The following is a 26,067-nucleotide window of genomic DNA, read 5'->3' as shown; positions in this document are numbered from 1 at the left end:
GGATTTCTCCCGTGTCGCCGGTCAGGCGACGCGGGCGCGGACGGCCGCGCGGTCGATCCCGAGCTGGTCGATCAGCCGGGCCACCGGGTCGTGGCGGTCCCGCTCCAGGAGGGCGAGCAGGAGGTGGTGGGGCGCCTGGGACCTGGTCTTCCGCCGGGTGGCCCCGATGGCGGCGTTGATCACCGCGCGGGCGCTCGACGTGAGCGCGGTGCCGGGGACCGGCGGATGCCGGCGGGGCGTCGCGCGCGGGGCCTGGCCGAGGTCGAGGCCGATCGAGCGCAGCGCCTCGCGGTCGAGCTCGTCGAGCGCGGCGCGCGCCCCGGCCAGGTCCACGCCGAGCGCCCGCGCCGGCTCGGCGGCGGGATCGTGCAGCAGGCCGAGCAGCAGGTGCTCGGTGCCGAGCCGCCGGTCGCCGCGCTGCCTGGCCTCGTCGAGCGCCGCGCTGACGACGGTCGCGAAGGGGCTCTTCTCCTTGCCGAACATGGCGATCCTCACTTTCCGTATCTGGCGTGCACGGACTGCCGCGACATGCCGAGCGCGTCGCCGATCTGTTCCCAGGTCCAGCCCTGCTCCCTGGCGGCCGCCACCGACGCCGCCTCGACCTGCTCGGCCAGCCGGTGCAGCGCGCCCACCGCCCGAAGGCCGAGGGCGGGGTCGTTCGACCTGATGCGTTGAGACAGCTCTTCCATGTCCACGCTGTCAGGCTAGATTGACAGCCGGGATTTTGTCAATCTAGCCTGACAGGCATGGACGACGTGATGATCGTGGGAGCGGGCCCGGTCGGGCTCATGCTCGCGGGCGAGCTGGCGCTGGCCGGCTTACGCCCGATCGTGCTGGACAAACGCCCGGAACCGAGCGAGCTGCCCAAGGCCAACGGGCTCGCCGGGCAGATCGTGGAACTGCTCGGCCACCGCGGCCTGCTCGGCCTCCTCGCCGAGGGCAGCGGCTTCGCCGGCCCCGCCCCGGGGTTCCCGTTCGGGCAGGTGCCGCTGCGCTTCGCCGGGCACGACGACATGCCGTTGCGGCTGCTGCTGATCCAGCAGCCCCGGCTGGAACGGCTGCTGACCGAGCGGGTCGCCCGGCTCGGGGCCGAGATCAGGCGCGGCCACGAGGTCGTCGGGCTGGCCCAGGACGAGGAGGGCGTCACGCTGGAGCTGTCCACCGGCCGGGCCCGCGCCCGGTACGTGGTCGGCTGCGACGGCGGGCACAGCACCGTCCGCGCCCTGGCGGGCATCGGCTTCCCGGGCACCACCGACGACGAGGTGCTGCGGCTCGGCCACTTCGCCCTGGACGAGCAGGGCCCGTTCCGGGCGCCGCGGGTCGAGGGCCTGGAACCCGGCTGGAACCGCACCCCGTCCGGCCGCCTGCTGCTCACCTCGCTGCGGCCCGGCGTGCTCATCGCAGGGGTGCGCGAGCGCGGCACGCTGCCCGTCGGCCCGGTGACCCCGGACGACTTCCGCGCGGCCGTACGCCGGGTGATCGGACGGGACCTGCCGCTGGGCGAGCCGATCTGGCTGTCCGGCACGGTCGCCCAGGCCCGGCTCGCCGAGCGTTACCGGGCCGGGCGGGTGTTCCTGGCCGGGGACGCCGCCCACCTGTTCCCGGCGGGCGGATCGGCGCTCAACGTCGGCCTGACGGAGGCGGCCAACCTGGCCTGGAAGCTGGCCGCCGTGCTGCTCGGACGGGTGCCCGCCGGGCTGCTCGGCACCTACGAGGAGGAGCGCCGTCCGGTGGCCGCGCGGGCGCTGGCCCAGACCCGCGCCCAGGCGGCGCTGGAACGGGCCCCCGGCGAGGACGGCGACGCCCTGCGCGCGCTGCTCGCCGAGCTGTTCGCCGACGAGCAGCCGCTGCGCCGGCTCGCCGCGCTCCTGCACGGCTCCGACACCCGCTACCCGCCCGCGTCCGGGCTGGAGCACCCGCATCCGCTCGCCGGCCGGTTCCTCCCCGGCCTGCCGCCGAGCACGGCGGCGGGGGAGCAGCGGGCGGCCGGGCTGCTGCGGTCCGGACGGCCGGTCCTCCTCGACCTCCGCGACGACCCGGCCCCGGTGCTGCCCGAAGGCGGCTGGATCGACGTGGTGCGGGCGCGGTGCGCCGAGCCGCCCGCCGACGTGCTGCTCGTCCGCCCCGACGGGTACGTGGCCTGGGCCGGGACCGGCGGCCTGGCCGAGGCCGCGCGGGCGTGGTTCGGCGCGGGACCGTCCGCCGTCAGAGCCAGCCCGGCTTGACCAGGCCCGACTCGTAGGCGATGACGACGAGCTGGGCGCGGTCGCGGGCGTGCAGCTTCATCATGGCCCGGCTGACATGGGTCTTGGCCGTGGCCGGCGACATGAACAGCTTGGCGGCGATCTCGTCGTTGGTCATGCCCGTGCCGACCAGGGACAGCACTTCGCGCTCGCGCTCGGTGAGCTGGTCGAGGCCCTGGGTGGCGACCGGCTCCTTGGCGCGCGAGGCGTACTCGGCGATCAGCCGCCGGGTCACGCTCGGCGACAGCAGCGCCTCGCCCGCCGCGACCACCCGCACGGCCTGGATGAGCTCGGCCGGCTCGGTGTCCTTGACCAGGAAGCCGGACGCGCCGCCGCGCAGCGCCTCGAAGACGTACTCGTCCAGCTCGAAGGTGGTCAGGATGATGATGTGCGGCCCGGGCGGCATCAGGCGGGTGGCGGTCAGGCCGTCGGTGCCGGGCATGCGGATGTCCATCAGCACGACGTCAGGGGCGTGCTCGCCGGCCAGGCGCACCGCCTCCGCGCCGTCGGCCGCCTCGGCGACCACGGTCATGTCGGGCTGGGCGTCCAGCAGGGCCTTGAAGCCCGCCCGGACCAGCGCCTGGTCGTCGGCGAGCAACACCTTGATCACGTTGGGTTCTCCTCGGGTAGGGGCAGACGGGCCTCGACCTGGAAGCCGCCGCCCGACGGGCCGGCGACGAGCGTGCCGCCCAGGGCGGAGGCGCGCTCGCGCATGCCGGGGATGCCGTTGCCGCTGCCTTCCTCCGACAGCACGGCCGGCTTGGTCGCCCCCGTGTCGGCGACCACGATGACCAGCTCCTGGGCGCCGTACTCCAGGCGCACCGACACCCGCGAGCCGGGCGCGTGGCGGGCGGCGTTGGTGAGCGACTCCTGCACGATCCGGTACGCGGCCCGCTCGACCTGCGGCGGCAGCGGCCGCGACCCCACCCGCCTGAGCGAGACCTCCATCCCCGAACGCTGGACGAGGTCGTCGAGGCGGTCGAGCCCGGCCGTCGGGGATCGCGGGGCGCCCTCGCGCAGCACGTTGAGCACCGAGCGCATCTCGCCCAGGACCTCCTTGGACGCCGTCTTGATCGTGGCCAGGGCCGAGCGGGCCTGCTCGGGGTTGGCGTCGATGAGGTGCAGCGCGGTGCTGGCCTGCACGTGGATGAGCGAGATGTTGTGCGCGAGCACGTCGTGCAGCTCCTGGGCCATGGTCAGGCGCTCCTCGCTGGCCTGCCGCCTGGCCTCCTCCTCCGCGACGCGCTCGCGCTCGGCCCGGCGCTCCCTGACGATCCTGACCAGCTCGGCCACGACCATGAACAGCAGGATGAACGCCAGGATCGCCACGCTGTGGAACAGGTCCCGATTGCCCACCCACCAGGCGTAGCTGAGCAGCGAGGTCACCGTCATGGTCGCCATCGTCCAGGCCATCAGCCGTCTGCCTCCGGTGACCAGGAGGAACAGCAGGACGCCCGGGCTGAGGAAGGCGGGGCCGTAGGCGTAGCCGCCGATGAGGAACAGGTCCATCGCGGCGAGCGCGACGGCGACCGTCAGCAGCGGGAAGCGCCTGCGGAAGAGGATGGCCAGCGGCCCGACCAGCAGCAACGCGTACGCGTACGGGTCGAGCTGCTCCCTGAGGAGACGCTGGCCCCACGTCGCGCCCTGGGCGATCACCAGCTGGGCGACCGCCACGATCAGGGCGAGATAAGGGTCGAAACCGGACTTCCCACGCACGCCTCCACGCTAGGCCACGGCGGCGCGCGCGACATCATCCCCTTGTCCGAGGGGGCCCTACCACGACGGGCGTAGCTGGGTCATCGTGGACACCATGCGCCGTGTGATCTTCTCCGCAGCAGCAGTCCTCATCTCACTCCTGCCCGCCGCGCCCGCGTCGGCGGGCCCCCAGCAGAAGGCCCCGGTCGCCGAGGGGTACGGAGGCGCCGTCGCCACCGTCGACCTCGACGCCAGCAAGGCCGCGATCTCCGTGCTGAGACGCGGGGGCAACGCCGTCGACGCGGCCGTGGCCGCCGGAGCCGTGCTCGGGGTGACCGAGCCGTACTCGGCCGGCCTGACCGGCGGCGGCTTCATGGTGTTGTACGACGCCAGGCAGCGCAAGGTCGTCACCATCGACGGCCGCGAGACCGCCCCGCGCGCGATGACCGCCACCAGCTTCGAGGGCATCCCGTTCGACGAGGGCGTCACCAGCGGCCTGTCGGCGGGCGTGCCCGGCACGCTGGCGCACTGGGACCTGGCCCTGCGCCGGTTCGGCACGCTCTCGCTCGGCCAGGCGCTCCAGCCCGCCATCGAGGTGGCCTCCCGCGGCTTCGTCGTGGACCAGACCTTCCACGACCAGACCGCCGCGAACGCCGACCGCTTCAAGGACATCGCCTCGACGGCCCGGCTCTACCTGCCGAACGGCGCCCCGCCGCCGGTCGGCTCGGTGTTCCGGAACCCGGAACTGGCCAACACGTACCGGGAACTGGCCCGGCGCGGCCCCGGCTGGCTGTACGGCGGCCGGCTCGGCGCGGAGATCGTGGCCACGGTGAAGAAGCCGCCGGTCACCCCCGGCAGCACCCGCAACGTCAGGCCCGGCCTGATGGAGCTGTCGGACCTGCGGGACTACCGCGCCCTCCTGCGCGAGCCCACCAAGATCTCCTACAACGGCATGGACGTCTACGGCATGGCCCCGCCGTCCTCGGGCGGCTCGACCGTCGGCGAGGCGCTCAACATCCTCGAAGCCCTGCCCAAGGTGGGCCTGCACGAGTACCTGGAGGCGTCCAGGCTGGCCTTCGCCGACCGCAACGCCTACGTCGGCGACATCCCCGGCGTGCCGCTGCGCGAGCTGCTGTCCGACGGGTTCGCCAAGGAGCGGGCCTGCCTGATCGGCGACAGGGCCCTGACCAGCCCGGTCGCACCCGGCAGCCCCGACGGCACGTACGGCTCCTGCGCCACCCCGACCGGCAGCGCGACCCCGATCGCGGACGAGGGGCCGGAGACCACGCACCTGGTCGTCGCCGACCGCTGGGGCAACGTGGTCGCCTACAACCTCACCATCGAGTCGACCGGCGGCAACGGCATCGTGGTGCCGGGCCGCGGCGTGCTGCTCAACAACGAGCTGACCGACTTCACCTTCGGCCCCGCCCCCGGCGACCCCAACCTGCCCGGCCCCGGCAAGCGGCCGCGCTCGTCGATGGCGCCCACGCTGGTGTTCGAGCACGGCAGGCCGGTGCTGGCCGCGGGCTCGCCGGGCGGCTCGACGATCATCACCACCGTGCTGCAGATCCTGGTCAACCGGTACGAGTTCGGCATGAGCCTGCCCGACGCCCTCGCCGCGCCGCGGGCCACGCAGCGCAACACCGCCCAGACGCAGGCCGAGCAGGCGTTCCTCGACAAGTACCGCACCGAGCTGGAGGCCAAGGGGCACGGCTTCGCGCTGAACCCCGAGATCGGCGCGGCCACGGCGCTGGAACTGCGCGGCCACGGCCTGGTCCAGGCCGTCGCCGAGCCCGTACGGCGGGGCGGCGGCAGCGCCCTGGTCGTGAACCCGCGCTGAGCGCGCACGGCGGCGGCCCCCTCGCGGGCCGCCGCCCCCCGCGGGGGAGTGCCGGCTTGACTCCGGCATGAGGGAATGTTTGCCCAGGTCACGGGGTGGTGACGGGCATCGCGACGCGCCATGCCGCCGGGCGGGAACCGCCTGCCGCAGCTCATCAGCCGCCGTCGTGGCATCCCGACAGACACCCGTGGGCGGCCCCGGCCTGCCCTCAGGAGGAACCGCCACCCGCGTGGACGCCTCCTTCGCCCGCCACTGGGCCGACCTGGGCGCGAAGGGCAAGGTGCGGGGCGCCTACCACTACGGGCACCCGTCGAACGACCCGATCGCCGAGGCCGACCACTTCCTGTCCGTGGTCGACCGGCAGCCGGCCGCCAAGGGCGACCTGCTCGCGCTCGACCTGGAGACCGCCGACGGCCGGTCGGTGACCGAGGTCAACGCCTGGGCCAGGAAGTGGCTGGCGCACGTCCAGGCCAGGACCGGCGTCACGCCGCTGTTCTACAGCGGCTGGAACTTCGCCGACGAGTACGGCCACGGCCTCCAGGGGTACCCGCTGTGGGTGGCCCGCTGCGGCGTGGGCCCCGGCCAGGTGAACGCCCCCGCCGACTGGCAGACCTGGACCATCCACCAGTACGCCGACGCGCCGGTGGACCAGAACGTCTCCGCGCTCACCCCCGTCCAGCTCCAGGCGCTGGGCCGCGGGTGACCCGCCGTCCTCAGTAGATGAGCTCGTACGCCTGCGGCCGCACCCGCCGCGTACGGGCCCAGTACTCGAAGGTGAAGCCCGGCCAGATCGTCCGGTTCACTCCGTGCTCGTCCAGATACCAGGAGCGGCAGCCGCCCGCGTTCCACACGAGCGGGTCCAGGCGCGCGTGCAGCCGGCGGTTGAAGGCGTCCTGGACGTCCTTCCTGACGTCCAGCGCCCTGGCCTGGTTCCTGGAGAGCAGGCGCAGGCACTCGATGACGTAGCGGACCTGCGATTCGATCATGAAGACCACCGAGTTGTGCCCGAGGCCGGTGTTCGGGCCGAGCAGGAAGAACAGGTTCGGGAAGCCGGAGGTGGTGATGCCGTGGTAGGTTTCTATGCCGTGCTGCCAGGCGTCCTGGATCTTCAGGCCGTTCCGGCCGGTGATGCGCTGGTCCTGGAGGGCCTCCACGACCTTGAAGCCGGTGCCGTAGACGATCACGTCGGCCGCGTGCTCCGCGCCGGTCGTGGTCACGATCGAGCGGGGCCGGATCTCGGCGATGCCGTCGGTGACGAGGGTGACGTCCGGCCGGGTCAGGGCCGGATAGTAGTCGCTGGAGATCAGCACGCGCTTGCAGCCGATCGTGTAGCCGGGCGTCAGCCTGCGGCGCAGGCCCGGATCGGGCACCTGCGCCGCCAGGTGCCTGAGCGCCAACGCCTCGTGCGCCTTCATCAGGCGCGGGTGCACCGCGAAGCCGAGCGCCCGGCTCTCCAGCGCCCAGTAGATGGCCCCGCGCAGGGCCCGCGCCATGCCGGGCAGGGCCAGGACGCGCCGGGCGGCGGGGGAGAAGGCGAAGTCGGGCTTGGGATGGATCCACGGCGGCGTGCGCTGGAAGACGGTCAGCTCGCGCACCCGGGGGGCGAGCCGGGGGACGAACTGGACGGCGGACGCGCCGGTGCCGACCACGGCGACGCGCTTGCCGGTCAGGTCGACCGAGTGGTCCCATTCGGCGGAGTGGAAGGACGGGCCGGCGAAGGATTCCCTCCCCACAATTTCCGGAAATTTCGGGATGTGGAGGGCGCCGATGCCGGAAACGATCGCGTTCGTCCGGATGGTTGCGCCGTCCTCCGTGGTGACCGTCCAGTTCCGGCGGTCGTCGTCGTACTCCAGGGACGTGACGTGCTTGTCGTAGCGGATGTGGGGGGTCACTCCGTACTTGTCCGCGCACCTGCGGACGTAGTCCCGGATCTCGGCCTGCGGGGCGAACATCCGCGACCAGCCGGGGTTCAGCTCGTACGAGTAGGAGTACATGTGCGACGGCACGTCGCACGCGCAGCCGGGGTAGGTGTTGTCCCGCCAGGTGCCGCCGAGGTCGGCGGCCTTCTCCAGGATCACGAAGTCGTGGTAGCCGGCCTGCTTGAGCTTGATCGCCATGCCGATCCCGGCGAAGCCGGTGCCGATGATCACCAGTCCTGGCTCGGCCACTGAACCCCCTGACCTCATGAACCGCTTGACGTGCTGCTTGAGCCTCTCCTCGGCTATGGTGTCCGGTGTATTGGACGTAATGTCCAAAGTAGTCAGTCGTCAGCCGCCGGTCCAGGGGCGTCCTGTCATGAAGCCCGTCACACCGACCGGCCGGTATGTGCCAGGTGTGCGGGGACGGCGAAGACCCGCCACGGCGTCGGGGCGGGTGGGGTGTCCGTGTGCGGTTGGGTGTTAGCGGAGCAGCAGGAAGGCGGCGACGCCGATGATCACGATCACCACGGCGACCGCGAGGATCGGCAGCAGCGGCGACTTCTTGGGGGCCGCCGCGGCCTCCTGCTCCTGGCGCTGAGCGAAGGCGCGGAACTGCTGGGTGTTGCCCGCGGGATCGATATGCTGGTCAGACATGGCCAGCAGCCTAGCGCGATGGCATGGTCCATTTGCACCCCTTTGCCACTACCTGTAGGCATGGGCTGATGAGGGGACCACTCCCCCCGGCGGATAGCTTTGAGGCATGCTCCGGACCCTGCTCTCGCCCCGCGTCGTGGGGCTGCATCTGCTGACGATCGGGGTCCTCGTCGCGTTCATCCTGCTGGGCCGCTGGCAGCTCGGCGTGTTCCAGGACTCCGGCAAGCCGCACGCGGCCGTCGATCCTGCGCCCGTGGGGGTCGCCACGCTGGCCCAGGTGGGCGGGCAGATGGAGGGCGAGGCCGTCGGCCGCAGGGTCGCCGCCGAGGGCACGTACGAGGCCGCCCGGCAGCTCCTGGTCGCCGACCGGCGGCCCGACGTCGACGCCCCCGGCGGCAACGTCTCGCGCGGCCACGGCTACTGGGTGCTCACCCCGCTCAGGCTCGACGACGGCACGCTGATGCCGGTCGTGCGCGGCTGGGTGGCCAAGGCGGACGATCCGGGCGTCGCCGCCGTGCCGCAGGGCCGGGTCACGGTGCAGGGGCGGCTGCGGGGTCAGCAGGGCACCGACAGCGTCCAGCGGCGGGCCGAGGGGCTGCCTCCCGGCCAGGTGCAGACCGTGTCCACCGGAGAGCTGATCAACCTGTGGACCGGCCAGAAGCTGCGGACCGGCTTCATGGTGGCGCAGCCGCCGTCCGGCTCGCTCACGCAGGTGAAGATCCGGCCGCCGGAGGTCGGCGGCACGCTGACCTGGCGTAACCTGGCTTATGCCGCAAACTGGTGGATCTTCGCTGGATTCGCCGTCTTCATGTGGTTCCACTTCGTACGCGACGCCGTACGGGCGGATCGGGACCGCGACAAGTCCCCCGAGATGGTTCTGGAAGGTTAACGGTGGAATCGGCTCTCAAGCCCTTCCGGGTGCTCGCCTACGTGGTCGGCGTCATGCTGCTCATCCTGTGCGTCGCGATGGTGCTGCGCTACGGCTTCGGCGCCGCCGAGCTGTCGAAGATCGTCGCGCCCATCCACGGCGGCCTGTACATGATCTACCTCATCACCGTCATGAACCTGGGCATGAAGGCGCGCTGGAGCTGGCCGTACATGCTCGGGGTCATGCTCGGCGGCACCGTCCCGTTCCTGTCGTTCTACGTCGAGCGCAGGGTGCACAGCCGGGTGCGGTCGGAGCTGAGCGCGGCGAGGGCCTGACGACCCCCGCCGCGGCTCGCGGGCCTCAGCCGCCGATCCCGCGCCTGCGGGCCCGCTTGAGCCGCTCGCGCTGCGACGGGTCGAGCATGAGGTAGCCGACCACCGGCGCCGCGACCGCGCCGAGCACCACCAGCAGGGTGATCCAGCCCGGCAAGAAGATCAGCGAGAGCAGAACCGCGGCGCCTGCGCCGATGACGTACTTCTGAACTGGCGACATCCCTGGCTTCCTCCGAACGCGGAGCCCGCGCCCCGCCTCTCCCACATTCTGCGTCGCCCGTCCAACGAGTGGACCCGTGCCTGAGGTTCCATGACGCGATGTATCTCAATTGTTGCGGGACCAGAGGGTGAGGTGGATCGAGCCGAACGTGCGGGTCTGTCCTGGGACGAGCGCTCTTTGGAGGGTGCGGTAGCGCTCGTCGTCGGCGTACTTCGTCCCGATTCTGGGGGAGACGAGCCAGACCCGGTCCACGCCCTTCAGGGCCGCGTCCAGTTCGGCGGCCGTGCGCGGGCGGGGCGCGCCGGGCGCGCGGGTGAGGTCCGTCAGGCGGTCGTACGGGGCGCCGTACACGGCCACGAACAGCCGGAAGCGCTGCGGCACGAACAGCACCCGGTCGCCCGGACGTTCCTCCGCGGCCAGCGTGGCGGCCAGCGTGCGCAGGTCGTCGGGACGGGCGGCGGGCTGCCTCATCGCCGCCTGCGCGGGGAACACGAGCACGGCGAACAGCGCCAGGGCCGCCACCGGCACGGCCCGCCAACGCACCCCGGCCAGGCCGATCCCGGCGAGCACCGCGAGCAGCGGGACCGCGAAGAGCACGTAACGCGGATGGTAGACGGGCTGGACCTGGGAGATCGCGAACGAGAGCGCCACCGGCAGCACCGCCCACACCGCCACAGCCGGGGCGCGCACGGCTCCCCACAACGCGGCCGTGAACAGCACGGCCGCGCCCGCCCCCGCGACCTCACCGGGGAAGGCGGCCAGCTCGGCCCAGCCGGGGGCCCTGAGCCAGAACACCTGGGCGTCCCGCTGACCGGCGGCCAGGACCAGCAGCGGCACGAGCGCCGCCCCCGCCGCGCCGACCGCGACCGACGTCCGCACGACGGCGGACGACGGGTTCGCGGTGAGCCGGCGGCGGAGTGCGGGCAGCCACGCGGTGAGCAGGTGGGCGGGGACGAGCAGCAGGGCGTACAGGTGCAGCCAGCCGAGCAGGGCCACGCTAGCGCCGTAGGCCGCGCAGACCCCCGCGCCCGGACGGTCCAGCAGCTTGACCAGGAGCCACGTGGCCAGCACGGCGACCGCGCTCACCAGGGCGTACGAGCGGGCCTCCTGGGCGTACCGGGCGGCGACGGGGGTGAGGGCGTACAGCAGACCGGCGTACAGGCCGGCGGGGGTGCCGGCCAGGCGGCGGCCCAGGGCCGCGACCCCGAGCGCGGCGGCCGTGAAGGCGAGCACCGAGGGCAGGCGGACGGCGATCTCCGGCGGCCAGGGAAGCGCGGCGAAGGGCCGCAGCAGCAGGTAGTAGAGGGCGTGGACGGCGTCGAGGTCGGCGAGGAAACGGCGCAGCTCGCCGAACGGCATGCGCGCGACCAGCGCGCTGACCGACTCGTCCCGCCACAACGACGGCCCCGGCAGCCCCCAGGACCCGGCCGCCGCGGCGACGCCGGCGGGCACGAGCGGCCACCACCGGCCGGCGTCCCGCGTGACGGAGCCGGCGCCGGCGGCGCGCGGCAGGACGGGCACGCGGGTCATCGCCGCGGGCCCATGACCGCCCGCAGCTCGTGCCGGAGGACTTCGGGGGCGGGCCGGTCGGCCGGGTTGCCCGACAGCAGGCGCACCAGGACGGGAGCCAGCGCCCCGGCCCGCGCCAGCGACGCCCCCGGCGCGGGCGGCACCCCCTCCACCGCCATGAACAGGGTGGCGCCGAGGGACCACAGGTCGGCGGCCGGGCTCGCCACCCCCTCCGGAGCCGTGTACGCCGGGACGGTGCCCGACCGCAGCGGGGCGACCAGCGTGGCCCGCCCCTGGTCGGAGATGAGCACGCCGCTCGGCTGCACCGCCCCGTGCCGGCCGCCCATGGCCTGGAGCTGGTCGAGCAGGGCGAGCCCGATCTCGGCCACCTCGGCGGGCGGGAGCGGTCCAAGGGCGCGGACGACCTGGTCGAGCGGCTGGTCGAGGGCCAGCCGCTCCAGCGTCTCGCGGACCACCTCCACCGGCGGCGACCCGGCGGGATGCAGCATGGCGCGGATCAGCGACCGCAGCGGATCGGCGCCCTCGGCGGGCACCTGGCCGGGCGGGCGGCCCTCGACGGCGAAGTGCAGCGTGGCCGCCAGCGACCACAGGTCGGCCGAGGGCCGCATGCTGAGGCTCGGCACCCCGAACCCGGTGAGCACCGCCCTCCCGGTGCTGGTCAGCAGCACGTTCCCGGGGCTGACCTGCCCATGGACGATCCCCGCCGCGTGCGCCACGGACAACGCCGACAGCACGCAGACGCCCATCCTGGCCACCTGGACGACGGGCAGCGGCTGCCGCGCGCGTACGGCCTGCTCCAGCGACACCCCCGAGACGAACTCCATGACCAGCCAGGGCACCCGGTCCTCGACCAGCACGCCGAGCACCCGGGCGATCGAGGCGTGCCGCAGCCCCGCGGCCCTGCGCGCCTCGTGCAGCGCGGACTCGCGGAGCTCGGGCGGGATGCGCAGCTCTCTGACCGCGACGTCGCGGTGTTCCGTCTCGTCGAAGGCCAGCCGTACGGACCCCGCGCCCAGGGGGTTGAGCAGCCGGTAGCGCCCGGCCAGCTTCCTGGTCTCAGCCATGTCGAGTGCACGATAGCGCTCGACCGGCCCGCCCGGCCATCACGCGGTCCGGCCGGTCAGCCACGCCTCGTGGGCGTCGTGCAGCCTGCTCCAGAGGCGCTCCTCGTCCTGGTCGGTGAGGTCGTCGAAGGTCAGCGCGAACACGTCGCCGAGCGCCGCGAAGTAGTCGCGGGCCGTGTCCAGGGTGATCGAGTGGCTGCCGGCGCCGACCCGGGTCAGGACGAGCCCGCGCAGCGTGTCCACGCCCGAGGCGTCGCGCCTCTGCACGACGGCGGTGCGCACGAACCCGGACGACGGTGACGTCGACAAATGGTTGTGCATATCAGCGAAAGCGGACATCTCCGTTGGGGTCCGCTCGAAATCCATCCCTTCGAACGAACCGCTCGGGTCATGGTCGAACCGCCACCCGCCGGGCGCGACCTGCGACGGCCGCAGGACGTACGTGAACGGCCCCTGCCGGTACGCGCCCGCGACCAGCGGCAGCGGCTCGTGCAGGCCGTCCCCGAGGCCGAGGTCGGCCAGCCACTCGCCGCCCGGGTTGTCCTGGCTCGGCAGGCCGCGCACGGTCAGCACGAGGTGGTTGCCGGTGACGCCGGGCTCGCTGCCGGGGTTCTGCACGCCGCCGACGTGCCTGGTGACGTCGTAACCGAGGCTCCTGATCAGCTCGGAGAAGGCGCCGTTCAGGTGGTAGCAGTAGCCGCCGCGGCCCCTGATGATGCGCTCGGCGGACTCGACGGGATCGAGGGAGGTGGGGCGGCCGAGCCAGATCTCCAGCGCCTCGTAGGCGACCTTCTCGACGTGCGCGACGTGGAGCGCGCGCAGGCCCTCGGCGCTCGCGGGGGCGTCTATCAGGTGGGACAGGCCCAGACGGCTGAGGTAGCCAGCGGTGTTCACGGGGCAAGTCTGCACCAGATGTGCACAAATTATGGAGTGTCGTCTGCACAGCGCACTTCTAGGCTTTCGTACGTGGCAGAGCAGCGGCGCGTCCTCGTGGTCGAGGACGATGTGACGATCGCCCTGGCCGTGCGGAACAGGCTGGCCGCCGAGGGTTTCGACGTCCGGGTGGCCGGCGACGGGCAGGACGCCCTCGTCCAGTACGGGAAGGCGGAGCCCGATCTGGTGATCCTCGACCGGCTGTTGCCGGGTCTGGACGGGCTGGAGGTGTGCCGCAGGATGCAGGCGGCGCGCCCGGTGCCCGTCCTCATGCTGACCGCGCTCGGCGAGGAGACCGACGTGCTGGTCGGGCTGGGGGTGGGGGCCGACGACTACCTGGCCAAGCCGTTCAGCATGCGCGAGCTGGTGGCCAGGATCCACGCGCTGCTGCGCCGGGTCGAGCGGGCCGCCCAGCTCGCCGTCGAGGACACGGTGATCAGGGTGGGCGAGGTGGAGATCGACACGGCCGCGCGCCGGGTGTTCGTGGGCGGGATCGAGGCCCAGCTCACCAGGACCGAGTTCGACCTGCTGCGGCGGCTGGCCGAGCGTCCAGGGCAGGTGTTCGAGCGCGACCGGCTGCTGTCGGACGTGTGGGGCTTCTCCGAGGCCGCCGCGACCAGGACCGTGGACAGTCACGTCCGCGCGCTGCGCCGCAAGCTCGGCTCCGACGTGGTGCGCACCGTCCACGGCGTGGGCTACGCCCTGGTCCGGCAATGAGGCCGCTCGACTTCCTCGGCCGCATCAAGGTCAAGCTCGGCATCGTCATCGTGCTGGCGGTGGGCACCGCGTTCGTGGTGAACGAGGTCGGGCTGAACGCCGGGTTCACCCGGGACGTCCGGATCGTGGTCGCGGTCATCCTCGCTCTGATCATGGTCCAGGTGCTGGCCATGGGCATGACCAAGCCGCTGCGCCAGATGGCCAGGGCCGCCCAGACCATCGCCAAGGGCAGCTACGGCCTGCGGGTCAGCGCCACCTCGCGGGACGAGGTGGGCGAGCTGGCCAGGGCGTTCAACGCGATGGCCGCCGACCTCGGCGAGGTGGACCGGCAGCGGCGCGAGCTCGTCGCGAACGTCAGCCACGAGCTGCGCACCCCCATCACCGGCCTGCGCGCGGTGCTGGAGAACGTCGTGGACGGCGTCTCCGCGCCCGACCCGGTCACCATGAGGACCGCGCTCGCCCAGACCGAACGGCTCGGCCGCCTGGTCGCCCAGCTCCTCGACCTGTCCAGGCTCGACTCCGGCGTCCGGCTGATCGAGCCCGAGGCCGTCGCGCTGGCGCCGCTGGTCGAGCAGGCCGTGCGGGAGGCGGGGCTGGCCCGCGAGGACGTCACGATCGAGGCGTCGGTGCCCGGCGGGCTGGGGGTGCGGGCCGATCCCGACCTGCTGGCGCAGGTGCTGGCGAACCTGCTGGACAACGCCGTACGGCACAGCCCTCCCGGGGGCGTGGTGACGGTGGCGTGCGGCGCGCAGCGGGACGGGGCTCGGCTGGTGGTGGCCGACCAGGGGCCGGGCATCCCGGCGGCGGCCCGGGGGCGGGTGTTCGAACGGTTCTCCCGGCTGGACGCCGGGCGCGCGGCCGACTCCGGGGGCGCGGGGCTGGGGCTGGCGATCGTCAAGGAGGTCGTGGAGCTGCACGGGGGGTCGATCCGCATCGACGATTGCGCGGGGTGCCGCATGGTCGTCGACCTACCAGGAAGGACGACGATGACGGACACACCGTTCGACACGGGGACGACGGCTGGCCAGGGGACGACGGCGGGCCCGCACATGACGGCGGGTCAGGGCATCCCGGCGGCCCCTGGGACGGCGGTGGATCAGGGCATCCCGGCGGGTTCGGGAACGACGGTGGGGCAGGGCATCGCGGCCGGGCAGGGCGTGATGGCGGCTCAGGGCGCGATGTCGGGGGAGAGCGTGACAGCCTCGGGAACGCCGGCCCAGCCGGCCACGGCCGATGACACGCCGCTCACCCAGTCAACGACAGACCCCGGCCCGCTCGCGGCATCCGGCACCCTCAGCGGGGTCGGCGTACCCGCAGCGTCCGGTGCTCCCGGAAGGGGCGGCGCTCTCGGAGGGGCAGGTGCTCCCGAAGGGGCAGGCGCTCTCGGAGGGTCGGGCGCCCCCAACGGGACTGGGGCCTCCGCAGGGGATGAGGCGCCCACAGGGGGCGGTACCGATACAGAGGCTGGCGGCACCATAGGGGCTGACATCCCCGCAGGGGCTGCTGCCACGCCGGTGTCTGGTGCCGCCGCAGAGGCGGGCGTGTCCCCAGGGGCTGGGATCCCGGCAGAGGCTGGCAGCACCATAGGGGCGGGCATCCCGGCAGGGGCTGGCGTCCCAGCAGAATCCGGCACTCCCGCAGAGGTCGGGGTCGCCGCAGGGGGCGGGGTGCCTGCGTGGTCAGGGGCGTCGGCGCGGGCCGGGACAACGGCGGGGGCTGGGGTGTCGGCGGCGGGTGGGGCGTATCAGGCGGCCGGTCCGGCGCAGCCCGCGACGGCGGGTGCGGCTCCAGCGGCGGTGGGAAGCGGGGGGCTGGCCAGGATGGTCGGTGGCGGGGTGCTCGGGGTGATCGTTGGCTTCCTGGGTGGTCTGTTCGCGGCCGTGCTGGTTTCGATGACCGTCGGCGACGGGCTCGCGCTCGTCACCCTGGTCATGGTGACCGCCCTGGGCGGCGCGCTCGGCATGGCGCTGGGCGCGAGCTCAGTGCGCAGAACGGCGGCCTACCAAGCCGCCTACCAGGCCGCCACGCACCAGGGGGCCGCCTACCAAGGCGCCGGGTACCAGAGCGCCGCCTACCAAGGCGCCGGGCACCAAGGGGCCGCGCATCAAGGCGCCGCCTACCAAGGCGTTGCGCATCACGAGGCTGCCCATCAAGGGGCGGGGCGGGGCTTGGGAGGGGGTGGGGGCGGGCAGGCGTATGTGCCGCCGCCGCTCTTCCCCAGGCCCGAGCTGCCCCCTGCCCCGCGCTGGCTGCTGCCGGCCGCCGTGGGCGCGGGCGTGTTCGCCGCCGTGGCGCTGCCCGAGGCGCAGGTCGGGCTGGGGATCGTGCTCGTCGCCATGGTGCTCGGCGCGGCGGCGCTGCCGGCCGTGCTGCGCAGGATGACCCCCTGGACGCTGGCGTTCGGGATGACGGCGTACTGGCTGATCTCCATGACGGCCGTGCGCGACGCGGACTGGCTGGTCGCGATCCTGCTCATGGCGGGGGCCGGGCTGGGCGCGCTGGCGGTGTCCGGGGCGGGGGCGGGATGGCTGGGCGTGGTCAGGGGCGGCATGTCCGTGGTGCTCGCGCTCGGCCCGGTGCCGTGGTTCCTCGCCGGTCCGTTGCGGAAGCTGACCGCCAGGCGGCGGATCCTGCCGGTGCTCGCGGGGCTCGGCATCACGGTCGTGCTGGTGCTGGTGTTCGGGCTGCTGTTCGCCTCGGCCGACGCGGTGTTCGCCGCGTACGTCGAGCGCCTGACCAGCACCCCGGCCTGGGCCGACTCGGTGCCTTCGCGGATCTTCGTCTTCGGGTTCGTCGCCGTGGTGCTGGCCGCCACGGTGCTGGTGGCGCTGCGGCCGGTGATCGACCCGGTCGGTCCCGGGCACAAGTTCGGCGTCAGCAGGAGCGTGTGGCTGGTGCCGCTGGTCGCGGTGAACCTGCTGTTCTCGGCGTTCGTGGCGGTCCAGATCAGGGTGCTGTTCGGCGGCGACGGCTGGGTGCTGCGGACGGCGGGCCTGACCTACGCCGAGTACGCCAGGCAGGGGTTCTTCCAGCTCGTGGTGGTCAGCGTGTTCGTGCTGGGCATCGTCGCGGTGGCCGGGGGGCTGCTGCGGACCGAGCGCGGCGAGCGCTGGCTGCTGGCCGTCATGCTCGGCGTGCTGTGCGGGCTGACCCTGGTGGTGCTGGCCTCGGCCCTGCACCGGATGAGCCTCTACACCGACGCCTACGGCCTGTCGCGGCTGCGGATCTCGGTGCAGGCGACGGTGTGGTGGCTGGGCGCGCTGTTCGCGCTGGTGCTGCTGGCCGGGGCGGTACGCCTGGCGGGCCGCGGCTCCGGCTGGCTGCGGCGCACGATCGTCCTGGTCACCGGGCTCGGCCTGGGGGCGTTCGCGATGGTGAACCCCGATCTGCAGGTCGCGCAGACCCAGGTCGAGGTGCGCGGCGTGACCAACATGGACTCCGACTACCTGGGCGACCTCGGCGCGGAGGCCGTGCCCGCGATCGACCGGCTGCCCGAGCCGCAGCGCAGTTGCGTGCTGGCCGACGTGGTCCGCGCCAACGGGCTCGACCGCCCCGACCCGTGGAACGGCTGGAACCTCGCCCGCGCGCGGGCCAGGGACCTGCTGGCCGAGCGGCCCGTCGTCCGCCCGGTCACGTGCCCATCGGCGTCCTCGCGCGGCTCTGATTGAATCTTGGTGTGAGGTTCGACGTAGTCATCAGCGGCGGGCGGGTGCTCGACGGCACGGGCGCGCCGCCGTACCGGGCGGATGTGGGCATCGCGGGCGACGAGGTCGCGGCGGTCGGCAGGCTGGGCGGCGCGCAGGCCGGGACGGTGATCGACGCGACCGGCCGGTTCGTCGCGCCGGGCTTCGTCGACTGCCACGCCCACGGCGACGCCGCCGTGTTCGACCCGGCCGTGCAGCTCGCGGCGTTGCGGCAGGGGGTGACCACGTTCGTCCTGGGACAGGATGGTCTGTCCTTCGCGCCGGGGTCGGCGGCGACCGTCGCCTACGCCTCCCGCTACTTCGCCGCCGTCAACGGCGCCCTGCACGAGGGCCCGCTGAGCGTGGCCGACCTGCTCGACGGCTACGACCGTGCGGTGGCGCTGAACACGGCCTACCTGCTGCCGCACGGCACGATCCGCTACGACGTCCTCGGGCCCTCGCCGGAGCCGGCCTCGCGGGCGGAGCTGGCCGCGATGGTCGAGCGGGTCGAGCGCGGGCTGTCGGAGGGCGCGGTCGGGCTGTCCACGGGGCTGGAGTACCTGCCGGGCCGCTACGCCGACGCGGCCGAGCTGGCCGCCCTGTGCGCGCCCCTCGGCGGCCTGCCGTACGTCACCCACATGCGGGCCTACGGCGCGAACGCCGGGGTGGGCATGGCGGAGGTCGTGGACATCGCCGCCCGTTCGGGCGCGGCCGTGCACGTCTCCCACCTGCACGGGCCGGCCGACGTGCTGCTGCCGCTGGTCGGCAGGGCGCACGACGACGGCGTGGACCTCACCTTCGACACCTACCCCTACCTGCGCGGCAGCACGATCCTGGCCATGGTGGTGCTGCCGCCGTCCGTGCCGGGCGCCGACACCGACGCGGCGCTGGAGATGATCGCCTCGCCCGAGCTGGACGAGTGGTGGGCGGGGCTCGGCGAGGTCTACCCCCGGCTGACCGTCTCCCACGCGCCCGGCCTGGAATGGGCCGAAGGGCTCGCCCTGCCGGACGCCGCGGAGCGGGCCGGCATGACGCCCGCCGCGTTCTGCCGCCACCTGCTGGTGGCGACGCGGCTGGAGGCCGGGTGCGTCTCCGCGCGTCCCGACGAGGGCCCGGCGGGTGAGGAGTCCGTACGCCGGATCCTGCGCCACCCTTCCCACACCGGCGGCTCCGACGGCATCTACGTGGGTGGTCATCCGCATCCGCGCGGGTTCGGGGCCTTCGCCCGGTTCCTCGGCCGGCACGTCCGCGAGCTGGGCGACTGGACGTGGGAGCAGGCGGTCGTGCACCTGGCCTCCCATCCGGCCCGGCGGTTCGGCCTCGACCGGCGCGGGCTGGTACGCACCGGGCACGTCGCCGACCTGGTGGTGTTCGACCCGCTCACGGTGTCGGACCGGTCGACGTACGCCGATCCGCGCACCCCCGCGCACGGCGTGGACGACGTGCTCGTCTCCGGCGTACGGGTGCTGACCGGCGGCGAGCTGACCGGGGCCGTTCCCGGACGGGCGCTTCGATCACGCTGATCCCGCCTGGGATAAGGTCAGACGCGGATAAAAGGGGGTGTCGTGCAGGTGATCCTTGGGCAGTCCGTCCTCGACGGCGAGCTCGGCTTTCCGCTGATGATCGTGCACCGCGACGCGCTGGAGCACAACGTGGCCACGATGGCGGCCTTCGCCCGCGACCACGGCATGGAGCTGGCTCCGCACGTCAAGACGCACATGTCGCCAGAGATCTCCGCGATGCAGCTCCAGGCGGGCGCCTGGGGGCTGACGGTCGCCACGACCCGGCAGGCCAGGATCGCCCGCGGCTACGGCGGCGATCGGATCATGGTGGCCAACCAGGTCGTCGACACCGCCGGGCTGACCTGGGCCGCCGGAGAGCTCGACCGCGATCCCGCCTTCGAGTTCCTCAGCTTCGTCGACTCCGAGGCCGGGGTGGACATCCTCGCCCGGCACGCCTCGACCCGGCCGTTCCGGGTGCTGGCGGAGCTCGGGCACGAAGGCGGACGAGCCGGCTGCCGCACCCTCGACGAGCTGCTGAAGGTGGCCGCGTACGCGCAGGAGACGCCCGGCGTCGAGCTGGCCGGCGTCGCCGGCTACGAAGGGGCGCTGAAGAGCGCCGACGAGGTGCGGCGGTACCTGGGCGGGCTGCAGGAGGCCGTCGAGCACGTCCGCGTGCGCACCCCGATCCTGACGATCGGCGGCAGCCAGTGGTTCGACGTGATCGGGCGCGAGCTGGTCACCACGCACGCCAGGATCCTGCTGCGCAGCGGCGCGTACGTCACCCACGACGACGGCTACTACCGGGAGCGCACGCCGTTCAACCGGATGGAGGGCGAGCTGCGGCCGGCCCTTGAGGTGTGGGCGCACGTGCTGTCCACGCCCGAGCCGGGCCTCGCGATCGTGGGCATGGGCAAGCGCGACGCGCCCTACGACGAGGGCCTGCCGGTGCCGCGCCGGAGCGGCGTCACGATCACGAAGATGCAGGACCAGCACACCGTCGTCCGGGCCGACGGGCTCAAGCCGGGCGACCTGCTGGCCTTCGGGATCTCGCACCCGTGCACCGCGTTCGACAAGTGGCGGGTGCTGCCGTTGGTGGACCGGGACTACCGTGTCGTCGGCACGATCCACACCGATTTCTAGGGAGATTCCATGAAGAAAGAGCTCAAGACCACCGAGGGCGCCGCGCCGGTCGGGGCGTACTCCCAGGGGCTCGTGGTGGGCGACTTCGTCTTCACCTCCGGCATGGGCCCGCTCGACCCGCACACCGGCGAGATCGTCGGCGACGACGTGGCCACCCAGACCCACCAGGTCATGAAGAACCTCGGGGCCATCCTCGCCGCCCACGGCCTCGGCTTCGACGACGTCGTCAAGTCGACGGTCCACCTCCAGAACGTGAAGGAGGACTTCGCCGCGTACAACGAGGTCTACAAGTCCTATTTCACCCAGCCGTACCCGGTGCGGACGACGGTGGGCTCGCAGCTCATGAACATCCTGGTGGAGATCGACTTCGTCGCGCACAAGAGCGCGTAAGGTCTGCACGTGGACAGTTCGGTATACGTCTTCGCCGAGGACCTGCACGGTGAGGGCGTCGAGCGGGTGCTCGACAGGATCAGCGCGTACGGCGTGGGCGGGGTCACGGTCGGCGCCGTCCACCACGCCGCGCGCGACGTCACCCCGCACGGACTGTCCCGGCTGACCGTCAGGCACGACGGCGCCCACTTCACCCCGCCGGCCGAGCTGTTCGACGGGCTCCGGCTCGCTCCCGTGCCCGGCCACGTCCACGCCCTCGACGGGCTGCGCGAGGCGTGCGCCGGGCGCGGCCTGAAGCTCCACGGCTGGACGGTCTTCCTGCGCAACGCCACGCTCGGCAACGAGCACCCCGACGTGACCGTGCGCGACTGCTTCGGCGACCGCGGCTCGCTCGTCGACCTCTGCCCGGCCCATCCCGACGTGCGCGAGTACTCCGTCGCGCTGGCCAGGGCGGTGGCCCGGCTGGGCGTCGAGAGCGTGGTCGCCGAGGCGCTGCACTTCACGCCTGTCGAGCCGCAGCGCTCCTTCGTGCAGCTCGGCCCCATGGACACGTTCCTGTTCGGGCTCTGCTTCTGCGACTACTGCATGCGCCGGGCCACCGACCTGGGCGTGAACGCCGAGGTGGCGCGCGAGGAGTGCGCGCGGATCGTGGGCGGCGTCTTCGACGGCGACCCGGCCGCGCAGGGCGAGGTGACCAGGGCGGCGCTCACCGCCTACGCCGGTCCCGAGGTGGTGGCGTACGCGCGGGCGCGCTCGGAGACCGTCACCACGCTGGTCTCCGAGGTGTCGTCGGCGGTCGCCGAAGAGGGCTCCAAGCTGGTCTTCATCGACTCCACCGGGGCGGTGAAGGGCTACCGGGACGGCCTGCCGACGCCGGGCCTGGCCGCCCACGACGCCTGGCAGCTCGGCGTCGACCTGGTGGCGCTCGGCGACCTGGTGCCCGCCTTCGGCGTGCTGGCGTACGCGCGGGACGCGGCGCGGGTGGCCGACGACGTGGGCGCGTACCTGCGGTCGGTGGGCAAGGACCGCGAGGTGCGGGCGGTGCTGCGGCCCGGCTACCCCGACAGCGACTCGACCGACCGCCTGGTGGCCAAGGCCAGGGGCGCGAAGGCGGCGGGCGCGCTGGCGGTCGACTTCTACGCCTACGGCCTGGTGCCGCACCCGGTGCTCGACCGCATCCCGGCCGCCCTCGCCGCCGCCGGCTGACCCACCCAGCCCCGCCCGAACCGGCCGCACCCGCCCGAACCGGCCGCACCCGCCCGAACCGGCCGCACCCCCCCGCACCCGCTCAGCCCACCCCAGGCCCGCTCAACGCGGGGCGCAGTCGCTCAGAAGGCGTCGAGGAGAGCCGAGACCGCCTTCTCGGCGAAGCCGCCCGGCAGCGGAAGGCCGCGGAAGACCGTGCGCATCCACACGGCCCCGGCCAGCAGATCCATGATCAGCAACGGGTCGGCCGACGCGCTCAGCTCACCCCGCCGCACCGCCCGCTCGAACACCACGCGTTCCCGCGCGAACCGGTCGGCGAAGAACCGGCGGGCGTCGAGCTCGGGATGGCGCACGGCGGCGGCCAGCGCCGCGACCGCGATCTCGCTGCCGGGCGGCTCGGTGAGCAGCCGCTCGACCTGCTCGACCAGCGCCACCAGGTCACCGCGGAACGACCCGGTGTCCGGCGCCTCGAACGCCAGCACGCCGGACTCGACCAGCGCGGCCCCCAGCAGCGCCGCCTTGGACGGCCACCACCGGTAGATCGTCGTCTTGTTGACCCCCGAGCGCTCGGCGACCCCCTCGACGGTCAGCCCGTCGTAGCCCTTCTCCGCGACCATCCACAGCGTCGCGTCGAAGATCTCCTGCTGCTTCCTCGGCGCCATAGGTCATTTTCTCCCGGCGAACGCCATGGCCACGCCGAGCCCCAGGTAGACGACGCCGCTGCCGTACCGCAGAGCCTTGGCGCCCCTGGTCAGGCGGGCGCCGAGGGTGCCGGCGGTGAGGGCGTACACGACGTCGGAGACGAACCCCAGGAGCAGCAGCGTCAGGCCGAACACGACGATCTGCAGCGCCGGCGAGCCGGCGCCGGGGTCCACGAAGTGCGGGAGGAACGCCACGAAGAACAGCGCCACCTTGGGGTTGAGCACGTTGACCAGCACCCCTTCGAGGAACACCTTGGCCAGCGGCTGCACGGGCGGCGTCCCGGCCCGCGCCTCCTTGGCGGTGAAGGCGCGCACGCCCAGGTAGACGAGGTAGGCCACGCCGGCCCACTTGACGACCGCGAACAGCGTCGCCGATCGCGAGATCACGTACGAGAGCCCGGCCGCGGCGGCGGCGATGTGCACCAGCGTCCCGGTCTCCACGCCGAGCGCGCTGGCCAGCCCGGCGGCCCTGCCCTGGGCCAGCCCCCTGGCGGCGATGTAGAGGTGGTTGGGGCCGGGGACGAGCACCAGGACGAGCGAGGTCGTCGCGAAGAGCACGAAAGTCGTCAAGGAGATCACGAAAGAGCAGCGTAGAGCGGGCCCGGCAGGACGATGAGGGCCAATTCCGCGGCGGCCGGGCGGACCAATGGCATGTCACAGGCGCGTGGCACACTTGCTGGCGTGAACGGTTCTCTCGTCGGGCGCTCGGCCGAGCTGTCCAAGCTGGTGCGCGTGCTCGAGTCCGCGGCCGAGGGCACGGCCGGGGTCGCGCTCGTCGGCGGCGACGCGGGGATCGGCAAGACCCGCCTGGCCGGTGAGCTGGTGGCCGAGGCGCGCGAGCGCGGCTTCCACGTCATGGTCGGCCAGTGCGCCGAGCTGGGCGACGCGCTGCCCTACCTGCCGCTGGCCGACGCGCTGCGCGGGGCCGAGCCCGGCGTGCGCGAGGCCGTCGCCGCCCATCCCATGCTGGGCCAGCTCCTGCCGGGCCGGGAGAGCGGGGTGCCGTCGGCCGGGCTCACCCAGCAGCGGCTGTTCGGGTCGCTGCTCGGGCTGCTGGCCGACGTCCAGCCGGTGCTGTTCGTGATCGAAGACCTTCACTGGGCCGACCGTTCCACCCGCGACCTGCTGGTCTTCCTCAGCCGCATGCTCCAGAGCGAGCGCGTCTGCGTGGCCGGCACCTACCGCACCGACGACCTGCACCGCCGCCATCCGCTGCGCGCGGTGCTGGCCGAGCTGAAGCGGCTGCCGTCGGTGACGAACGTGGAGCTCGGCCCGCTGGAATCCGGCGAAATGTCGGACTATGTCACCACTCTGGGGCAGGTGGACGCGCAGGAGCTCGGCCTCATCGTCTCGCGCGCCGAGGGCAACCCGTTCTACGCCGAAGAGCTGTTCGCGGCCATGTCCGAGGGCGACAGCCTGCCCGACGGGCTGGCCAGCCTGCTGCTGTCGCGGGTCGAGGTGCTGTCCGAGGCCGGGCAGCGGGTGCTGCGCGCCGCCGCGGTGGCCGGCCGCCGGGTGGAGGACGACCTGCTGCGCGAGGTGGCGGGGCTGCCGCTGGCCGAGTTCGAGGAGGCGGTCAGGGAGATCGTCTCGCGCGGCCTGCTCAAGGTGCAGGGCCACGGCTACGCCTTCCGCCACGCCCTGTTGCAGGAGGCCGTCTACACCGATCTGCTGCCCGGCGAGCGCACGCGGCTGCACGCCGACTTCGCCCGGCTGCTCACCTCGGCCGCCGAGCTGGCCCACCATCACCTCGCCAGCCACGACCTGGCCGGGGCGCTCGCGGCCTCGGCGCAGGCAGGCCGCGAAGCCGAGCGGCTGGGCGCGCCCGCCGAGGCCCACAACCACTACGACCAGGCGCTCGGCCTCTGGGACCGCGTCGAGGACGCCGCCGGGCTGGCCGGGGAGAGCCGGGCCGCGCTGGCCTTCCGCAGCGCCGTCGCGGCGGCCGACAGCGGCGACAACCACCGCGCGATCCACCGGCTGCGCGCGCTGCCCTCGACCTCCGAGGTGGAGGAGCGGCTGGCCTACTACCTGTTCGAAACCGGCGACCAGCCGGGGGCGATCGCCGCGGCCGAGCGTGCCGTCGAGAGCGCCGACGACGAGCCGAGCCTCGCCCGTGCGCTCGCCACCCTGGCCCGCGCGCTGTCGTGGAGCCCGCGCCACCGCGAGATCGAGTCGCTTACCGCGCGCGCCCTGGACACGGCCCGCGCCTGCGGCGCCGTCGACGCCGAGGTGGGCGCGCTGCTCACGCTGGCCGCCTACGTCGAGCTCCAGGGCGACGTGGCGCGGGCCAGATCGCTGGTCGCCGGCGCCGCCGCCCGGGAGACCGGCGACCTGGCGATGGACCTGCGGGCCCGCTTCCACCACGCCCGCTTCCACTACGAGCACGGCCTGCTCGCCCAGGCTGCCGAGATGGCCGACGACGGCGTCAAGCTGGCCGTCGACACCGGCCTCAAATGGAGCACCTACGGCACCGACCTGCGCTTCCTGCGCCTGCTCATCCACTACGTCGCCGGCGAGTGGGACGCCGCGGAGGCGGTGGCCGCCGGGTTCGGCGCGCGGGTGGGCATGCTGTCGGAGGCCATCCTGTCGTCGTTCGCGCTGTTCATCGAGGTGGGGCGGGGGCTGCCGGAGGTCGAGGCGCGGCTGGAGTGGCTGCGTCCGTTCTGGCACAACCCGCTGGCCACGTACATGTCGCGGGGCATGGCGGCCGAGCACTCCCTGTGGAACGGCGATCCGGCCGCCGCGCTCGACCACGTCCACGCGGCCATGGCCACCCTCGAAGAGGGGGAGTCCGGCACGCTGCGGCTGGCCGCCGTCGGCCTGTGGGCGATGGCCGAGCTGGGCACGACCGAGGGCGCCGACGACCTGCTGGCACGTGCCAGGGTCGCCGCGACCCGGGGCCCGACCGGCGACGGCGGCCACCTCGGCCCCGAGGGGAAGGCGTGGGCGTTGCGGGTGGAGGCCGAGTGGCATCGCCTCCACGGGCGGCTCGACGTCGAGCTGTGGCGCGAGGTGGTCGCGGCGTTAGACTTCGGCTTCGTCTACGAGGTGGCCAGGGCGCGCTGGCGGCTGGCCGAGGCGCTGCTCGCGGCCGGTGAGCGGGACGCGGCGCAGGAGGAGTGGTCCCTCGCCAAGGAGGCGGCCGGCCGGTTGCGGGCCGCGCCGCTGGAGGCCGCGCTGCTGGAGTTCGGCAGGCGGGCCCGCTTCGGCGGCGGGCAGGCCGAGGGCGGGCTCACCGCGCGCGAGGTCGAGGTGTTGCGGCTGGTCGCCGAGGGGCTGACCAACAAGGAGATCGCCGGGCGGCTGTTCATCGCGCAGAAGACGGTGAGCGTGCACGTCTCCAACATCCTGGCCAAGCTGGAGGTCTCCACCCGTACCCAGGCGGCCGCCGCCGCCCGCGCGCACGACCTGTTGTGATCGCCTGCGC

At 73.5% G+C, this 26,067-nt stretch carries 24 protein-coding genes; 12 read left to right on the top strand and 12 right to left on the bottom strand.

The window, feature by feature from the left end:
• Nucleotides 1–21 precede the first annotated feature (21 nt).
• Both ACIBQ8_RS19355 and ACIBQ8_RS19350 read right to left on the bottom strand, forming a co-directional pair.
• Nucleotides 22–495 (bottom strand): Clp protease N-terminal domain-containing protein, encoded by a 474-nt coding sequence (locus ACIBQ8_RS19355; RefSeq protein ID WP_397192605.1) that lies wholly within the window; start codon nt 493–495, stop codon nt 22–24.
• On the bottom strand, nt 492–689 hold the full coding sequence (locus ACIBQ8_RS19350; protein WP_352326953.1) for a helix-turn-helix domain-containing protein: 198 nt from the start codon (nt 687–689) through the stop codon (nt 492–494). Before ACIBQ8_RS19350 ends, ACIBQ8_RS19355 begins: the two co-directional genes overlap by 4 nt.
• A gap of 57 nt (nt 690–746) precedes the next feature.
• Here ACIBQ8_RS19350 and ACIBQ8_RS19345 point away from each other — a divergent pair, with 57 nt between their 5' ends.
• Complete coding sequence (locus ACIBQ8_RS19345; RefSeq protein WP_397192604.1) at nt 747–2,225, top strand: FAD-dependent monooxygenase; 1,479 nt, start codon at nt 747–749, stop codon at nt 2,223–2,225.
• On the opposite strand, the gene ACIBQ8_RS19340 is transcribed toward ACIBQ8_RS19345, so the two are convergent.
• Both ACIBQ8_RS19340 and ACIBQ8_RS19335 read right to left on the bottom strand, forming a co-directional pair.
• Nucleotides 2,206–2,853 carry a response regulator transcription factor gene (locus ACIBQ8_RS19340; protein ID WP_352349443.1) on the bottom strand — a complete coding sequence of 216 codons (648 nt, stop codon included), beginning with the start codon at nt 2,851–2,853 and terminating at the stop codon, nt 2,206–2,208. The genes ACIBQ8_RS19345 and ACIBQ8_RS19340 overlap by 20 nt on opposite strands.
• Nucleotides 2,850–3,959: a sensor histidine kinase gene (locus ACIBQ8_RS19335; protein ID WP_397192603.1), complete on the bottom strand. Its 1,110-nt coding sequence runs from the start codon at nt 3,957–3,959 to the stop codon at nt 2,850–2,852. The genes ACIBQ8_RS19340 and ACIBQ8_RS19335 overlap by 4 nt, the downstream gene beginning before the upstream one ends.
• A gap of 94 nt (nt 3,960–4,053) precedes the next feature.
• On the opposite strand from ACIBQ8_RS19335, the gene ACIBQ8_RS19330 reads away from it, so the two are divergent.
• Complete coding sequence (locus ACIBQ8_RS19330; RefSeq protein WP_397170100.1) at nt 4,054–5,778, top strand: gamma-glutamyltransferase family protein; 1,725 nt, start codon at nt 4,054–4,056, stop codon at nt 5,776–5,778.
• 166 nt (nt 5,779–5,944) lie between these two features.
• Nucleotides 5,945–6,481, top strand: a complete 537-nt coding sequence (locus tag ACIBQ8_RS19325; protein ID WP_397192602.1) for a glycoside hydrolase family 25 protein — start codon at nt 5,945–5,947, stop codon at nt 6,479–6,481.
• A gap of 10 nt (nt 6,482–6,491) precedes the next feature.
• Here the strand turns inward: ACIBQ8_RS19325 and ACIBQ8_RS19320 are convergent, their stop codons facing one another.
• Entirely contained in the window at nt 6,492–7,964 is a 1,473-nt protein-coding gene (locus ACIBQ8_RS19320; RefSeq protein WP_397170096.1) for a flavin-containing monooxygenase, read from the bottom strand.
• Between the two features lie 213 nt (nt 7,965–8,177).
• The gene (locus ACIBQ8_RS19315; protein WP_357990759.1) at nt 8,178–8,351 is read right to left on the bottom strand and encodes a hypothetical protein; all 174 of its coding nucleotides are present in this window, start codon (nt 8,349–8,351) and stop codon (nt 8,178–8,180) included.
• Between the two features lie 106 nt (nt 8,352–8,457).
• Between ACIBQ8_RS19315 and ACIBQ8_RS19310 the strand changes: the two genes are divergently transcribed.
• On the top strand, nt 8,458–9,240 hold the full coding sequence (locus ACIBQ8_RS19310) for an SURF1 family protein (RefSeq protein WP_397170094.1): 783 nt from the start codon (nt 8,458–8,460) through the stop codon (nt 9,238–9,240).
• Between the two features lie 2 nt (nt 9,241–9,242).
• Nucleotides 9,243–9,554, top strand: a complete 312-nt coding sequence (locus tag ACIBQ8_RS19305) for a DUF3817 domain-containing protein (RefSeq protein WP_352322644.1) — start codon at nt 9,243–9,245, stop codon at nt 9,552–9,554.
• A gap of 25 nt (nt 9,555–9,579) precedes the next feature.
• Here the strand turns inward: ACIBQ8_RS19305 and ACIBQ8_RS19300 are convergent, their stop codons facing one another.
• From ACIBQ8_RS19300 to ACIBQ8_RS19285, 4 genes are all read right to left on the bottom strand, one after another.
• On the bottom strand, nt 9,580–9,771 hold the full coding sequence (locus ACIBQ8_RS19300) for a hypothetical protein (protein ID WP_352322643.1): 192 nt from the start codon (nt 9,769–9,771) through the stop codon (nt 9,580–9,582).
• Between the two features lie 105 nt (nt 9,772–9,876).
• A complete protein-coding gene (locus tag ACIBQ8_RS19295) occupies nt 9,877–11,301 on the bottom strand; it encodes a glycosyltransferase family 39 protein (RefSeq protein WP_397192601.1) in 1,425 nt (474 codons plus the stop codon).
• A complete protein-coding gene (locus ACIBQ8_RS19290) occupies nt 11,298–12,365 on the bottom strand; it encodes a protein kinase (RefSeq protein WP_352322641.1) in 1,068 nt (355 codons plus the stop codon). Before ACIBQ8_RS19290 ends, ACIBQ8_RS19295 begins: the two co-directional genes overlap by 4 nt.
• Nucleotides 12,366–12,404: 39 nt before the next feature.
• Nucleotides 12,405–13,259, bottom strand: a complete 855-nt coding sequence (locus ACIBQ8_RS19285; protein ID WP_397170090.1) for an arylamine N-acetyltransferase — start codon at nt 13,257–13,259, stop codon at nt 12,405–12,407.
• A 72-nt stretch (nt 13,260–13,331) separates the two neighbouring features.
• On the opposite strand from ACIBQ8_RS19285, the gene ACIBQ8_RS19280 reads away from it, so the two are divergent.
• The 6 genes from ACIBQ8_RS19280 to ACIBQ8_RS19255 are packed head-to-tail and all read left to right on the top strand — an operon-like array spanning nt 13,332 to nt 21,936.
• Complete coding sequence (locus ACIBQ8_RS19280) at nt 13,332–14,015, top strand: response regulator transcription factor (RefSeq protein ID WP_387668586.1); 684 nt, start codon at nt 13,332–13,334, stop codon at nt 14,013–14,015.
• Nucleotides 14,012–17,683 (top strand): DUF4153 domain-containing protein, encoded by a 3,672-nt coding sequence (locus ACIBQ8_RS19275; protein ID WP_397192600.1) that lies wholly within the window; start codon nt 14,012–14,014, stop codon nt 17,681–17,683. Before ACIBQ8_RS19280 ends, ACIBQ8_RS19275 begins: the two co-directional genes overlap by 4 nt.
• Before the next feature lie 8 nt (nt 17,684–17,691).
• The gene (locus tag ACIBQ8_RS19270; RefSeq protein WP_397192599.1) at nt 17,692–19,221 is read left to right on the top strand and encodes an amidohydrolase family protein; all 1,530 of its coding nucleotides are present in this window, start codon (nt 17,692–17,694) and stop codon (nt 19,219–19,221) included.
• Nucleotides 19,222–19,263: 42 nt separating this feature from the next.
• Nucleotides 19,264–20,340 (top strand): alanine racemase, encoded by a 1,077-nt coding sequence (locus tag ACIBQ8_RS19265; protein WP_397170085.1) that lies wholly within the window; start codon nt 19,264–19,266, stop codon nt 20,338–20,340.
• 9 nt (nt 20,341–20,349) lie between these two features.
• Nucleotides 20,350–20,730, top strand: a complete 381-nt coding sequence (locus tag ACIBQ8_RS19260) for a Rid family detoxifying hydrolase (protein WP_352322636.1) — start codon at nt 20,350–20,352, stop codon at nt 20,728–20,730.
• Between the two features lie 9 nt (nt 20,731–20,739).
• Complete coding sequence (locus ACIBQ8_RS19255) at nt 20,740–21,936, top strand: hypothetical protein (RefSeq protein WP_397170083.1); 1,197 nt, start codon at nt 20,740–20,742, stop codon at nt 21,934–21,936.
• 122 nt (nt 21,937–22,058) lie between these two features.
• On the opposite strand, the gene ACIBQ8_RS19250 is transcribed toward ACIBQ8_RS19255, so the two are convergent.
• Both ACIBQ8_RS19250 and ACIBQ8_RS19245 read right to left on the bottom strand, forming a co-directional pair.
• Entirely contained in the window at nt 22,059–22,598 is a 540-nt protein-coding gene (locus ACIBQ8_RS19250) for a TetR/AcrR family transcriptional regulator (protein WP_397170081.1), read from the bottom strand.
• A gap of 3 nt (nt 22,599–22,601) precedes the next feature.
• Nucleotides 22,602–23,216 (bottom strand): LysE family translocator, encoded by a 615-nt coding sequence (locus ACIBQ8_RS19245; RefSeq protein ID WP_397170080.1) that lies wholly within the window; start codon nt 23,214–23,216, stop codon nt 22,602–22,604.
• Nucleotides 23,217–23,318: 102 nt separating this feature from the next.
• Between ACIBQ8_RS19245 and ACIBQ8_RS19240 the strand changes: the two genes are divergently transcribed.
• A complete protein-coding gene (locus tag ACIBQ8_RS19240) occupies nt 23,319–26,057 on the top strand; it encodes an AAA family ATPase (protein ID WP_397192598.1) in 2,739 nt (912 codons plus the stop codon).
• Nucleotides 26,058–26,067 lie beyond the last annotated feature (10 nt).

The organism is Nonomuraea sp. NPDC049646 (assembly GCF_044465525.1).
GTDB lineage: Bacteria > Actinomycetota > Actinomycetes > Streptosporangiales > Streptosporangiaceae > Nonomuraea.
The sequence above is the reverse complement of the archived record's forward strand: the minus strand, read 5'-3'. Positions and strand labels throughout refer to the sequence as shown.

What these genes read in the sequence shown, in the direction of transcription:
- ACIBQ8_RS19310 (WP_397170094.1), top strand. Translation starts at nt 8,458, where the DNA reads ATGCTCCGGACCCTGCTCTCGCCCCGCGTCGTGGGGCTGCATCTGCTG.
- ACIBQ8_RS19295 (WP_397192601.1), bottom strand. Translation starts at nt 11,301, where the DNA reads ATGACCCGCGTGCCCGTCCTGCCGCGCGCCGCCGGCGCCGGCTCCGTC.
- ACIBQ8_RS19260 (WP_352322636.1), top strand. Translation starts at nt 20,350, where the DNA reads ATGAAGAAAGAGCTCAAGACCACCGAGGGCGCCGCGCCGGTCGGGGCG.
- ACIBQ8_RS19320 (WP_397170096.1), bottom strand. Translation starts at nt 7,964, where the DNA reads ATGAGGTCAGGGGGTTCAGTGGCCGAGCCAGGACTGGTGATCATCGGC.
- ACIBQ8_RS19275 (WP_397192600.1), top strand. Translation starts at nt 14,012, where the DNA reads ATGAGGCCGCTCGACTTCCTCGGCCGCATCAAGGTCAAGCTCGGCATC.
- ACIBQ8_RS19345 (WP_397192604.1), top strand. Translation starts at nt 747, where the DNA reads ATGGACGACGTGATGATCGTGGGAGCGGGCCCGGTCGGGCTCATGCTC.
- ACIBQ8_RS19300 (WP_352322643.1), bottom strand. Translation starts at nt 9,771, where the DNA reads ATGTCGCCAGTTCAGAAGTACGTCATCGGCGCAGGCGCCGCGGTTCTG.
- ACIBQ8_RS19315 (WP_357990759.1), bottom strand. Translation starts at nt 8,351, where the DNA reads ATGTCTGACCAGCATATCGATCCCGCGGGCAACACCCAGCAGTTCCGC.
- ACIBQ8_RS19350 (WP_352326953.1), bottom strand. Translation starts at nt 689, where the DNA reads ATGGAAGAGCTGTCTCAACGCATCAGGTCGAACGACCCCGCCCTCGGC.
- ACIBQ8_RS19290 (WP_352322641.1), bottom strand. Translation starts at nt 12,365, where the DNA reads ATGGCTGAGACCAGGAAGCTGGCCGGGCGCTACCGGCTGCTCAACCCC.
- ACIBQ8_RS19330 (WP_397170100.1), top strand. Translation starts at nt 4,054, where the DNA reads ATGCGCCGTGTGATCTTCTCCGCAGCAGCAGTCCTCATCTCACTCCTG.
- ACIBQ8_RS19250 (WP_397170081.1), bottom strand. Translation starts at nt 22,598, where the DNA reads ATGGCGCCGAGGAAGCAGCAGGAGATCTTCGACGCGACGCTGTGGATG.